Origin of the sequence: Phascolarctobacterium faecium, from assembly GCF_003945365.1 — a bacterium.
In the GTDB taxonomy this organism is placed as follows: domain Bacteria; phylum Bacillota; class Negativicutes; order Acidaminococcales; family Acidaminococcaceae; genus Phascolarctobacterium; species Phascolarctobacterium faecium.
On sequence record NZ_AP019004.1, the window covers coordinates 1,328,619 to 1,341,396 of the forward strand.

Annotated in this window: 14 protein-coding genes; 12 read left to right on the forward strand and 2 right to left on the reverse strand. The window is 40.8% G+C overall.

Going from position 1 to position 12,778, the window contains the following annotated elements:
- The first annotated feature begins 1 nt into the window (after window position 1).
- Window positions 2–1,312 (forward strand): tRNA (N(6)-L-threonylcarbamoyladenosine(37)-C(2))-methylthiotransferase MtaB, encoded by a 1,311-nt coding sequence (mtaB, locus tag PFJ30894_RS06535; protein ID WP_021717588.1) that lies wholly within the window; start codon window positions 2–4, stop codon window positions 1,310–1,312.
- A 33-nt stretch (window positions 1,313–1,345) separates the two neighbouring features.
- Here the strand turns inward: mtaB and PFJ30894_RS06540 are convergent, their stop codons facing one another.
- A complete protein-coding gene (locus tag PFJ30894_RS06540) occupies window positions 1,346–2,347 on the reverse strand; it encodes a DUF362 domain-containing protein (protein WP_231997870.1) in 1,002 nt (333 codons plus the stop codon).
- Window positions 2,348–2,558: 211 nt separating this feature from the next.
- On the opposite strand from PFJ30894_RS06540, the gene PFJ30894_RS06545 reads away from it, so the two are divergent.
- The 10 genes from PFJ30894_RS06545 (at window position 2,559) to PFJ30894_RS06590 (ending at window position 11,146) form a co-directional block, all read left to right on the forward strand.
- Window positions 2,559–2,894 carry a histidine triad nucleotide-binding protein gene (locus PFJ30894_RS06545; protein WP_021717590.1) on the forward strand — a complete coding sequence of 112 codons (336 nt, stop codon included), beginning with the start codon at window positions 2,559–2,561 and terminating at the stop codon, window positions 2,892–2,894.
- A 145-nt stretch (window positions 2,895–3,039) separates the two neighbouring features.
- On the forward strand, window positions 3,040–3,216 hold the full coding sequence (gene rpsU, locus PFJ30894_RS06550) for a 30S ribosomal protein S21 (protein ID WP_021717591.1): 177 nt from the start codon (window positions 3,040–3,042) through the stop codon (window positions 3,214–3,216).
- 14 nt (window positions 3,217–3,230) lie between these two features.
- A complete protein-coding gene (locus PFJ30894_RS06555; RefSeq protein ID WP_021717592.1) occupies window positions 3,231–3,680 on the forward strand; it encodes a GatB/YqeY domain-containing protein in 450 nt (149 codons plus the stop codon).
- Window positions 3,681–3,779: 99 nt separating this feature from the next.
- Entirely contained in the window at window positions 3,780–4,544 is a 765-nt protein-coding gene (locus PFJ30894_RS06560; protein ID WP_197714916.1) for a CoA transferase subunit A, read from the forward strand.
- Complete coding sequence (locus tag PFJ30894_RS06565; RefSeq protein ID WP_197714917.1) at window positions 4,541–5,215, forward strand: 3-oxoacid CoA-transferase subunit B; 675 nt, start codon at window positions 4,541–4,543, stop codon at window positions 5,213–5,215. The genes PFJ30894_RS06560 and PFJ30894_RS06565 overlap by 4 nt, the downstream gene beginning before the upstream one ends.
- A 2-nt stretch (window positions 5,216–5,217) precedes the next feature.
- Window positions 5,218–6,405 (forward strand): thiolase family protein, encoded by a 1,188-nt coding sequence (locus PFJ30894_RS06570; protein ID WP_125669347.1) that lies wholly within the window; start codon window positions 5,218–5,220, stop codon window positions 6,403–6,405.
- 35 nt (window positions 6,406–6,440) lie between these two features.
- On the forward strand, window positions 6,441–7,760 hold the full coding sequence (locus PFJ30894_RS06575) for a short-chain fatty acid transporter (protein ID WP_125669348.1): 1,320 nt from the start codon (window positions 6,441–6,443) through the stop codon (window positions 7,758–7,760).
- A 246-nt stretch (window positions 7,761–8,006) separates the two neighbouring features.
- Window positions 8,007–9,527, forward strand: a complete 1,521-nt coding sequence (locus tag PFJ30894_RS06580) for a PucR family transcriptional regulator (protein ID WP_125669349.1) — start codon at window positions 8,007–8,009, stop codon at window positions 9,525–9,527.
- Between the two features lie 145 nt (window positions 9,528–9,672).
- Entirely contained in the window at window positions 9,673–10,335 is a 663-nt protein-coding gene (locus PFJ30894_RS06585; protein ID WP_021717598.1) for a helix-turn-helix transcriptional regulator, read from the forward strand.
- Window positions 10,328–11,146: a pyruvate, water dikinase regulatory protein gene (locus tag PFJ30894_RS06590; RefSeq protein ID WP_167457084.1), complete on the forward strand. Its 819-nt coding sequence runs from the start codon at window positions 10,328–10,330 to the stop codon at window positions 11,144–11,146. Before PFJ30894_RS06585 ends, PFJ30894_RS06590 begins: the two co-directional genes overlap by 8 nt.
- A 45-nt stretch (window positions 11,147–11,191) precedes the next feature.
- Here PFJ30894_RS06590 and PFJ30894_RS06595 read toward each other — a convergent pair whose 3' ends face one another.
- Window positions 11,192–11,653: a hypothetical protein gene (locus tag PFJ30894_RS06595; RefSeq protein WP_021717600.1), complete on the reverse strand. Its 462-nt coding sequence runs from the start codon at window positions 11,651–11,653 to the stop codon at window positions 11,192–11,194.
- 80 nt (window positions 11,654–11,733) lie between these two features.
- Between PFJ30894_RS06595 and PFJ30894_RS06600 the strand changes: the two genes are divergently transcribed.
- Entirely contained in the window at window positions 11,734–12,720 is a 987-nt protein-coding gene (locus tag PFJ30894_RS06600; protein ID WP_021717601.1) for a deoxyguanosinetriphosphate triphosphohydrolase, read from the forward strand.
- Window positions 12,721–12,778 lie beyond the last annotated feature (58 nt).

Below are 12,778 nucleotides of genomic sequence, written 5' to 3' on the forward strand. Positions count from 1 at the left end.
GATGAAAAGAATAGCATTTTACACTTTAGGCTGTAAAGTCAATCAGGCCGATACTGCCAGCATGGAAGCGATATTTCGCAGTCATGGTTATACTGTAGTTGGTTTTAATTGCGAAGCTGATATTTATGTGATCAATACTTGTGTTGTTACCAATACGGGGCAGCGTAAATCGCGGCAGATGATCAATCGTGCTGTGCGCAGAAACCCAACTGCTTTCGTGGTTGTGACTGGCTGTTATCCACAGACGGCGGCAGAAGAAGTGAAGACAATTCCTGGTGTTGATCTTATTATCGGGAATCAGGATAGAGCAGATATCGTACGGTTGGTAGAAGAAGCTGCTGCTTTTCAGTCTGTTGATACAATAGACAGCGTGCGTAAGCTGAGTGCCAACACTGAGTTTGAAGAACTGAGTGCAGGTGATGTTAGTGATAAGACCAGAGCTTTTTTAAAAATACAGGAAGGCTGCAATCAATTCTGTACTTATTGTATTATTCCTTTTGCCCGCGGACCGTTGCGTTCGCGTAGTCTGACAAGTATCAGGGAAGAAGTTAAAAAGCTTGTAGCTTCTGGTTATAAAGAAATAGTGCTTATCGGTATTCACCTTGGCTGCTATGGTAAAGAACATGATGGAAAACTGACTTTATTTGATGCTGTTGAGGCAGCTTTAAGTGTAGAGGGTCTGCAGAGACTGCGGTTGGGGTCATTGGAATCAGTGGAGGTCGAAGCGAGGCTGCTTAATCTTATGGAAAAAGATAAACGGTTGTGCCGACAGCTGCATTTACCTTTGCAGGCAGGCTGTGATACAACTTTAGCCAGAATGCACAGGCCGTATGATACCCGACGTTTTACCGAACTTTTGGCCGATATCCGTAAACGTATTCCTGATATTGCCATTACTACTGATATTATTGCCGGATTCCCGGGTGAGACGGAAGAGGAGTTTGCATCTACACTGGTTTTTGCAGAAAACTGCGGGTTCAGTAAAATGCATATTTTCCCTTATTCCAAACGGAAGGGAACTCCGGCCGAAAAAATGCCCAATCAAATTCCTGAAACTGTTAAGCAAAGACGTTGTGCACAACTTGCTGAGCTTGATCATAAGCAGCAGCAGAAATTTTTAGAACGTTTTGTTGGCAGTGCTGTGGAGGTATTGTTTGAACAGACTGTTGAGGATGGCTATATAGAAGGTTTGACCAGTAATTATTTACGGGTCTATGTTCGGTCGGAAGCTGAACTATGTGGCAAGATAAGAAAAGTGAGATTATTGAAGGCTGAGACGAGTTTTTTAATCGGAGAATTGCTGAAGGAATAATAAAAAAGCTGCCGTTTAACGGCAGCTTTTCTTTTATTCAATGGTAATTAATTCATATTGATCATTACCCATGGAAAGTTCTTTCATGTAACTGAGCTGCCGCAGACCGCGACGTGATTCGATCCGTTCCTGGAGATCATGCTTAGCAGCATCTGGTAAAGCAAAAACAAGGTCGATAGAAGCCTGATCGACGGCAAGAATATCTGTAGAAGCAAGGATGCCGATATCAGGAGTTGTTGGCGGTGCCGCAGCAAGCCCGGCACAGTCGCAGTCAACAGACATATTGCGCAATACATTGATATAAATGATTTGTTTACCAAAAAAATCTGTTGTAGCCTTTGCTGATTCAGCCATATTTTCCATAAAACGCTCTTGGCTATATTCCCAGGGGTTGGATGGGTCAGAGGTATGCAGCATGGCTTTGCCGATCCTGCCATCTGCGTTGCCAATTGCTATATTTTTCATTGAACCGCCAAATCCTCCCATAGTGTGTCCTTTAAAATGCGTCAAAACGATCATGGAATCATAATTAAGCATATTTTTAGCGATCGACATTTCCTGAAAATGTTTGCCTCCTTTTACTGGCAGCATTACTGCTCCTTCCTCGTCCATAATGTCTACAGTACAAAAATCCCAGCCGTTAACTTTTAATGTTTCGCGGTGGCCGGCGGTGGTATAGCGGTCACCTTTATAGAAAGTGTTGGTTTCGACTAAATTACTGTCAGGTACATGCTGCTGCAAAGCCATCACTATTTCCCGTGGGAGTATATTGGGACCGTTCTTTTCTCCTGTATGGATTTTGATAGCTACTTTACCATGTATATCCTGGTTGATTTTATCATATAGTTTGATCAGACTTACAGGGCTGATATCCTTGCTGAAATAAACAAGAGCTTTATTATTTACTGCTGTTTTTTCATTACTTTTAACAGTTGGTTCAACAGGAGAAGAAACTGTATTGGCAGTAATTCCACAAGCGCTGAATAATAAAGTTGCGGCAGCGGTATAAAGTAATGTTGATAAAAATTTTTTCACTGTAAATTCTCCTTTCTTAGATAAATGATTAAAAATACTTTAAGTTCAGTATAATGGCTGGAGTTGACTATAAGTCAAGCGTTTTATTAAAGATTTTTTTACTTTGTTAGTTACAGTTTGAAAATAAATTGTGAACAGAGTAAATAGAAAAAGGACTTTTAAATTTTCTGACGAATATTATAAAAATTAGGATCACTAAGGGGGGAAAGAAATGAACGACTGTATCTTTTGCCGAATTATTGCCGGAGAGATCCCGTCTGAAAGAGTTTATGAAGATGACAAAATGATCGTAATCCGTGATGTGGCTCCTGCTGCTCCGGTACACGTTTTAATGATACCGAAAGCTCATACTGAAAATATTATTACTGCAGAACCGGAGCTGCTCCTGTATATGTTTGGGAAAGTTAAGGAACTGGCTGAGAAACTTGGTGTTAATGAAAAAGGGTTTCGCATCGTTGCCAATACCGGTGATGATGGAGGGCAGACCGTTAAGCATTTGCATATCCATCTTTTAGGTGGTAAAGCATTGGGGTGGCCGCCCTGCTGATACCTTGACAAAAGGCCTATCATAAGATATAATTTACTGGTAATATTGTGCGGTAATTGCGGTCTGACGATAGTCAGCAATAGTGCAAAAAACGCATGAAATGCATATATACACTTCCCTAAGTGTGTGGAGGGAGGGAGATCAGATGGCAGAAATTAAAGTTGGCAAAAACGAAACATTGGACAGTGCGCTGCGCAGATTTAAAAGAGCAACCCAAAAGGCCGGAATTCTTTCTGAAGTTAGAAAACGCGAACATTATGAAAAACCGAGCGTTCAACGTAAGAAAAAATCCGAAGCAGCCAGAAAACGTAAAACCAGATAATGGGGGCGTGCTGTATGTCTATTAAAGACCAATTGACAGAAGATATGAAACAGGCCATGAAGGACCGTGAAGCAGGTAAGCTGCGTTTATCGGTTATTCGTATGGTGCGTGCTAATATTAAAAATGTCGAAATCAATGAGAAGAAGGAACTGAATGATGATGAGGTTCTGGCTATCTTGCTGAAAGAGGTCAAGATGCGGCAGGATTCTTTGGTAGAATTCGAAAAAGCCGAACGCAGTGAATTAGCCGAGCAGGCTAAAGCAGAAATTGAGATTCTCAAAAAATATCTGCCTGAACCGCTTAGCGATGAAGAATTGCGTGTTATGGTTGCTGAAGCTATCTCCGAGACTGGTGCCGAAGGACCGAAAGCGATTGGTAAAGTAATGCCTGCTGTTATGGCGAAGGCTAAGGGCCGAGCCGACGGTAAACGTATCAATCAAATGGTACGCGAACTGCTTCAATAATGAATAATTAACTTAACAGGACCGAATATTCGGTCCTGTTATTTTTTATAGCCCTTATAACAGTTATCTAACTGTTATAAGGGCTATTTTTGTGCAAAAATGCAAAAAAATCAGATTATTTTTGTAGGTTTCTACATATTAGGCTCGTCTTTAGCTTTGTATACTGAAATCAAAGAACTAAATATGGAGGTGATTATCATAGCAAAGATTGTAGAAGCTGTGGAAGCTGTTAAGCTTGTCAGGTCAGGTGATGTTGTTATGATCGGAGGTTTTGGAAATGTCGGTAATCCAAAGAGGCTGATTGATTTACTGGCAGATACAGACATATATGATTTGACTGTTATTGCCAATGATCTTGGTACTCCTAATGTAGGCTTGGGAAGGTGGGTAAGGAATAGGATGCTGAAAAAAGCTATAGGTACCTATTTTACCTATAATACTGAAGCTGCGGAATTATATTTTGATGGAAAGTTAAATTTAGAGATGATGCCACAGGGCACATTTGCAGAAAGTATCCGTGCAGGAGGCTGCGGAATTGGCGGGTTTTATACAAAGGTTGGAGCTGGCACAGAGCTGACTGCGCATTGTGAAACAAAAGTTATTGACGGCGAAGCCTATGTTTTGGCGTATCCTTTGAAAGCAGACGTAGCCTTGTTACATGCCAGAAAAGCGGATGCTATGGGGAATTTAGTTTATGAAAAAACAGCAAGAAATTTTAATCCGCTTATGGCAACAGCAGCCGCTTTGACGATTGTGGAGGTTGATGAGATTGTAGAAACCGGTATGCTTTCGCCGGAAGAGATTGTAACACCTTATATTTATGTGGATGTTTTGGTACCGCAGAATCGGGGTGCAGTTAAATGAGAAACATGTCAGAAGCGGAAACAAAAGTAAGAATTGCTAAAAGAGTTGCGGAAATGCTGCCTGACGGTGGTTTTGTCAATTTAGGTGTAGGTATTCCCACAATGGCGGTTGATTATTTACCAGCAGATAAACATATTTACATTCAGACGGAAAATGGAATGCTGGGTGTTGGGCCTAAACAACTTAGCGGGGAGGCAATAATTCCTAATCTCATTAATGCCAGTCGTACACCGGTTACTGAAACGCCCGGATGCTGTTATTTTGATAGTGCTACATCTTTTGCAATGATCAGAAGTGGGCGTATGGATGCTACAGTTATCGGAGCCATACAGATCAATGAAGCGGGAGACCTGGCAAATTGGGCTTTGCCGGGCAAAGGTGTTTTAGGACCAGGGGGAGCAATGGATCTGGTCGTTGGAGTAAAAGAGGTGATCGTTGCGACATCTCATACGGCAAAAAATGGCAGGCATAAACTGGTAAAGGATTGTACTGTGCCGCTGACTGGGCGGAAAGTAGTTAATACTTTAGTCACAGAATATGCTGTATTTAAGTTTAAGGACGGAATGATGTTTTTACTGGAACATACTTCTGATGTTACATTGGAAGAAATTGCAGCAATGACATCTGCTCATTATGAGCTGGCTGAAAAAATTAGTATAAGGGAGGTATAGATATGCTGCAGCCGGTAGTCATAGATGGAATCAGGACGCCTATAGGAAAACTGAACGGAGCAATGAAGGACATACAGCCGGAGGAAATTGCTGCCTTTTTGTTGCAGAAAATATGTGAACGTAGTCATTTAGATATCAGACTTCTGGATGCAGTAATTTTAGGGCAGGCAAAGCAGAGCAGCGACCAGCCTAATATTGCAAGATTAGCTGCATTGATGACAAAATTTCCGCTTGAAGTACAGGCTTATACAGTACACAGACAATGTGGTTCTGGTATGCAGGCTGTCCAGAATGCGGCACAGGAGATTATGTGCGGCTATGCTGACTTCGTTTTAGCTGGTGGTATCGAAAGTATGAGTAATGCCCAATATTATCTCAGAGAGGCACGGAGGGGCTATGCAGTAGGTAACGGGATTTTGCTGGATCCTAATACCGAAAGTCAGCCACGGTCACAGCCTGCTGACCAGTATGGAGTCCTGACAATGGGTATGACTGCAGAGAATATTGCTGAAAAATATGTTATCAGCAGAACGGCACAAGATTATTTTGCCTGCGAAAGTCAGGAAAAAGCTCAGGCTGCAATAAAAAGCGGACGCTTTGATGATGAGATTGAACCTTTGCCAGTAAAAAAGAAAAAAGAGATTTTGATGTTTGCTGCTGATGAGCATCCACGTTTGTCAACGATAGAAAAACTTGCAGAATTGAAGCCTGCTTTTAAAAAGGACGGCAGCGTAACGGCAGGCAATGCATCAGGACGAAATGACGGTGGAGCCATGTTGCTGATTGCTGAAGAAAGTGCGGCTGCAAAGGCAGGGTTAAAGCCTATGGCTAAAATAATCAGCCAGGCTTCAATAGGTGTTTCGCCGGCATATATGGGAATGGGGCCTGTGCCTGCAACAAGGTTGGCGCTGAAAAGGGCAGGGCTAAGGATCGAAGATATTGGACTGATAGAAATCAATGAAGCATTTGCAGCACAATCATTAGCGGTCATACAGGAGCTGGAAATTGATCTGACCAGGGTCAATGTAAATGGCGGTGCAATTGCTCTGGGGCATCCGATTGGTTGTTCTGGAGCAAGGATTTTAGTAACTTTATTGCATGAAATGCAGAAAAGACAGGTCAGATATGGCTTGGCTACTTTATGTATTGCTGGAGGGCTAGGATCAGCTACGGTTTTAGAGCTGGTGTAAATGAAAAAGAAAATGGGAAAAGGAGGCGGATTTTTATGAAGACTGTAACAAAGTTCTGTCTGAAGATGGTGCAGAATTATCTTCCGGATGCTTTTATTTTGGCTATTCTCTTAACATTTGTTGTATTTTGCGGCGGAATGTTTTTAATGAACAAGAGTGCTCTGCAAATGATAGAATATTGGGGCAGAGGGTACTCATCGATGTTTGTTTTTGGGATGCAGATGGTTTTAGTTTTATTGACAGGTTATGTACTGGCATTGACACCTTTGGCTAAAAAGATTTTGAACAAGGTAACAGGTATTCCTAAAACTCCACAGCAGGCTCTTGGGTTGACTGCATTAGTATCTATTGCGTCTTGCTATATAAACTGGGGATTTGGGCTTGTTATAGGTGCAGTTCTTGCGAAAGAGGTAGGCAAAAAGGTTAAAGGCCTGCATTTTCCGCTGTTGGTAGCTGCGGCTTATGGCGGTGAGATTATTCGCGGGCCGTCTTCTTCGATTCCGCTTGTTTCAGCAACACCAGGCAATTTTATGGAGAAGCTCGGACTGCCACTGACACCGGTTGGTGATACGCTGTATTCTTCATGGAATCTGGTAATGACGGCTATCATCGTAATTATGCTGTTTATCGTGTATTTTAATATGAAACCTCCTGCTAATGAAATAGTGGAATACAGTGAAAAAGAACAAGAAAAACCAGAGATAAGAATTGCTAAAAAAGATATGACATTTGCCGAAAGATTGGAAAATGCTTATTGGCTCAACGCTTTGTTTGGTTTGTTCCCATTGATTTATCTGGGAGCTAATTTTTCTAAGATTGGTTTTGACCTGAATTTGAATTTGGTCATTTTGATTTTTTTAACATTGGGTTTATATCTGCACAGCAGTCCTAACGGCTTTTTAAAGGCTGTGGCACAGGGAATCGGTGCCAGCCGCGGTATTATTTTGCAATTTCCGCTTTATGCTGGTATGTCGGGGATGATGACTGCTTCTGGTCTGGTTGATATGATTTCCATGTGGTTTGTGGAAATTTCTACAGCACATACCTTCCCTCTTTATACATTTTTATCGGCAGGGCTGGTAAATATTTTCATTCCTTCCGGAGGCGGGCAATGGGCTATCCAGGGACCAATCATGATGAAGGCTGCTGAGGCATTGGGGGAGAACATTCCGCAGACAATTATGGCTTTTGCTTGGGGAGATGGCTGGACTAATCAGATTCAACCGTTTTGGGCATTGCCGCTTTTAGGAGTTGCGGGATTATCGGCGCGTGATATTATGGGATATTGCGTTATTTGGACAATTGTTTCCGGCGTTATCATCAGTGGAACTTTTGTAATACTTAGTTTTATGTGAATGATTAATGGAAGATTTGATAATCTTGAGGCTGCTTTTATAGTTGCCTCAAGATTTTTTTACCGGAATGAAAAATAAGGCGCTGGTTTAAAATCAAGAAGGTTTTACGATGGGTAAAGTTCAGCTTTTTAGTATAACAGTTTTTGAAATCTTTGGATTTGCTAAAAAAATAACTAAATAGTAAAATCGTAATCAGGATATTCTGGAGAAAAAGAAATATATGGCATTAGAAAAGAAGGTGAGATAATGTCCAAGAAAATGGTGACCTTAAATGAATTATTGGAAATCAAAGATTTTGCCGAACGTGTGACATTGGTTAATAAGCATGGGAACTTAAACAATCAGATAACACATGTAACAATTATGGAAGGGCCTGATTTGCACGAATGGGTAACAGGAGGTGAGTTTGTTTTAACTACCTGGTATGCCTTCAGTAAAAGTCCTGACCTGCAGGAAGATGGTTTTAAAAAGCTTGCTCCGCGAATATCAGCGATAGGTATCAAAACAGGTCGTTTTATCAATAAGATCCCGCTGAAAATACTGCAGTTGGCAGATCAGTACCGGCTGCCGGTATTTGAAGTGAAAACTGCAGTCAAGTTTAGAGAACTGGTGCAGATAATCACTTCTGAAATCCAGAATTATCAAACCAATATGTTGATTGAAGTAGAAAAAAACTATCAAAAACTTATTCATACTTCACTGAATTCAGATGATCTGGCTTCGCTGGTGAATGTTTTGGGAAATCAGCTTCACAAGAATTGTTTTTGCCTGAATCATGAAGGGAAGATACTTGCTTCCTGGAGCAGACGAGGTACTCGTAAACAGGATTTTCTTGATTGGACAGAAAAAATTAAAACTGGTTTTAATGAAAGAATATATACTGATGCGGGCTTTTTTATCAATGAGCTGCATATTTTCGAATGCTATGCCCGTAGTCAGCTTATAGGGAGGTTTATTATTGTTGCTGAGGGGCAGTTAACGGAAAAAGAACGGTTGATTGGGCAACAGGGAGCTTCTTTTTTAGCCATCAAGCTGTGGGACCATTATGAAACGCTGCAGAAAACAGTGGAACGTTTTTGGAAAGAAATAAAAAATGGTGAAATCAAAAGTGGAGAAGTTATTGCTGAAAAGCTTGCTAATCTGGGATTTGTGCAGCAAAAAGCATATAATTTGATTTTATTTTCTAAAGGAAGCCATAATATAAGCAATTATTTGATTGATAGATTTTTAATTGAAGAGGAAAAATTTTATATCTTGTTATGCAGCAGTAAAGAAGCTCTTACGAGCATTAATATATTCAAAAAATATAATAAGGAACAGAGTAAAATAGCTGCAGCTGTAATATCTCCTGAATTTACAGAACTGGAGCGAATTAAAGAGCATTATGAGATGTCGGTAAACGTTATCAGACTTTTATATAAATTGCATATTTCAGGAGTACATAAGGCTGAAGAATGGCTGCCGTTCAGTTTGCTGATGCACTGCCGCAATACTTCGGAGTATAATTTTATTAAGACGACGGTGCTTGATAAACTGCAGGAATATGACAGACGCTATCAATCGAGCCTTTTGGATACACTTTCAGCGGCTTTGCGGGAAAACAGTTTAGAGGATGCAGCTGAAAGACAGCATATACATATTAATACTCTACGTTATCGGTTGGGGAAAATCAAAGAAATAACACAAAAAAATTATTTTAAAATGACAGACCGTTATTTTTTGCTGCTGTGTATTATGATCCAGAGAATGGAACATGAGCAGTTATGAAAATATATGAAAATAACAGGGCCGAAATTTTGGCCCTGTTATTTTTGTATACTTTTAAAAATATTTATGACCGGAAGCAGGGATTTTGCATAAAATAGCGTATACTATATAAATATAGGAAAAATTAATGTAAGTTCGGAAGGGTGTGAGGACAATTTCTTTAAGTAACAGACAAAAACGTATTGCCGAGATCGTGCGCCAGGATGGGCCGATCACGGGCGAACATATTGCTGAACGTCTGAATGTAACTCGTGCGGCTTTACGATCAGATCTGGCGATTTTAGTTATGGGCGGTATTTTAGATGCGCGTCCTAAAGTTGGTTATTATTTTACCGGCAAGAATACGCTGGGAATGTTGATGGAAGAAATTTCCGGCATCCTTGTACGTGATCTGCAGTCTGTGCCTGTAGCAGTCAATCAGGATAAAAGCGCCTATGAAGCTGTTGTAACTATGTTCCTGGAGGATGTAGGGACAGTATTTGTTCTTGATGAGGCTGGCCTTTTGGTAGGGGTGGTATCGCGTAAAGACTTGCTTAAAGCTGCTATCAATAATGGCAGCGATCTGCGTGAAATTCCTGTTGTAATGGTGATGACACCACTGTCTAAACTTATTGTAGTCAAACAGGAAGATTCTGTAGCTTCGGCAGCACGTAAAATTATTGATAATGAGATTGATTGTCTGCCTGTTATTAGATGTGTGGGCGAGGATAAGCGCAGTTACGAAGTAGTGGGACGTATCACTAAAACGAATTTTACCCGTCTGTTAGTGGATCTGGCAGAGGGCAAAGGAGGCAATTATCATAGCTAAATTACCGATTATCTATGCAGTTTCTGATTCTATTGGTGAAACCGCTGAGTCTGTTGTAAAGGCTACTACCAGCCAATTTGTACAGGAAAAATTTGATGTGATCCGTGTTCCTTATGTTAAAGATAAGGCGCAGGTTGAAAAGGTTATTGAAGAGGCTAAGGAAAATAATGGTATTATCTGTTATACCGTAGTTTCACCTGAATTGCGTGAACATATTGCGCATAAAGCAATGGAGCATGATGTAGAGGTTGTTGATGTTTTAGGACCGATGCTTAAGGCTATTGAAAAAACTTCCGGACTGCTGCCTAAAAACCAGGCCGGATTGATCCATGCTTTAGATCATGAATACTTTAAACGTGTCGAAGCCGTAGAATTTGCTGTTAAATATGATGATGGCAAAAATCCTTTGGGACTGGCCAAAGCAGATGTTGTTATCATAGGTGTTTCAAGAACTTCTAAAACTCCGCTCAGCATGTACTTGGCACACAAACAAATAAAAGTTGCCAATGTACCGCTGGTACCGGAAATCATGCCTCCTGAAGAATTATTTAAAGTTCCTCCGCATAAAATCATTGGCCTGCTTATTGATCCGTTTAAACTTAATGAGATCCGCAGCGAACGTTTGAAAACTATGGGACTGACAGATGGTGCCGCTTATGCTGATGTTAAACGAATTAATGAAGAGCTTGAATATGCAAAAGGTATTATGCGTCGTCTGCATTGTACTATTATCAATGTATCTAACCGTGCGATCGAAGAAACAGCAGGTATGATCTTAGAGTATGTGCAGAAAAATAAAGACCGCCGCTAAATAAAAATAACCCTCGCCTAAGCGAGGGTTATTTAAACTGTAAAACTAATTTACAAAAACTTTTTCACGGACATTGTAAATGACTTCGCCATTTTTAGGTTCACCGTTGACGATTACATTACCGTTAAAAACAGCATTTTTTGTGCTCCAGTTAAAGCTGCCGGTATCGGCGCTGATGATCATATCACCTTGAGTAAAGTTCATATTACCTGCTACGTAGGCAGTTTTTTCTTTACCGTATACATCGACTGTATCACAATCGAAGGTGATATCTCCTTCGCGCAGGGTAATATTACCTTGTCCATGTACCTCAAGTTTATACATACTTACCTGTGCGGCATCGCCGGTGATGATTCTGTCACCAATTTCAACATGGACGTTGCCCTGCAGATCATAAACTCCTGTAAAAGGGTTAAAAGTTTGTTTATCACTGGTTACCTGCGGCTCTGCCAGACAAATTGCAGGAACTAAGAGCAACAGTAAAACAAAGATAAAAATTTTTTTCATTCAGTTCACCTCACATGAGTAATTATATTACTTAATGTGCCTGGTGACAATGCTTGAAAGTGAAATAAAGGTGAAGAATAATGTTATCAGTTAGAGAAATAAGCGAGAATATAGAACAGGAAACACTGGCACCCTGGGCGGCTAAAAGTTCGCAGGCAGTACGTGATAGTGAGGAGGCTGCCGATGATCTGCGCACGGCTTTCCAGCGTGATCGGGACCGGATCATCCACAGTACTCCTTTTCGTAAGTTAAAACATAAAACACAGGTATATTTATGTCCGGGTGATCATTACCGTACGCGTCTTACTCATAGCATGGAAGTGTCGCAGATTGCCAGGACTATTGCCAGAGCATTGAGATTAAACGAGGATCTTACAGAAGCTGCTGCTTTAGGGCATGATCTTGGGCACACTCCTTTTGGACATGCAGGGGAGCGGGCAATTAATTCTTATACTGGACATTTTAAACATAATGAACAGAGCCTTCGTGTCGTAGAATTGTATGGGCGGAAGGGGAAAGGGCTGAATCTGACCCGTGAAGTTCGTGATGCTATTGTGAACCATACAGGCAGTACGATGCCAAAGACGCTTGAAGGGCAAGTGGTGCGGCGTTGTGATCGTATCGCTTATCTGTGCCATGATTTCGATGATGGATGCAAAGTTGGCATCATCGGTCCTGAAAAATTGCCAGGTATCGTCGCTATGCGCTTAGGAACAGAACCAAGCCAGATATTGGATGTGCTTGTTCATAATATTGTGGAATTATCACTGAATCAGCCGCAAATTATTATTGATAAATATTATGAAGAAGCTGTTGAAGAATTTCGCAATTTTATGTTTGATTATATTTACTGTTCGCCCCAGCTGACGGTTGAACATAACAAGGCAGAACACGTTGTTAGGACTCTTATGGATTTATATATGGAGTCTCCGCAGCTGTTGCCAAGAGAATATGGGGAACTGGCAGATCGTTTCGGATTGAAGCAGACTGTAGTCGATTTTGTGGGTGGACTGACAGATGCAGGAGCTGTGCAGCTATTTAATAAACATTACATTCCCATAATATAAACTTGTCGTAATGCTAAAATTATCTACCGTTAAAAAGAGGATTTTTTTGTTAAATATT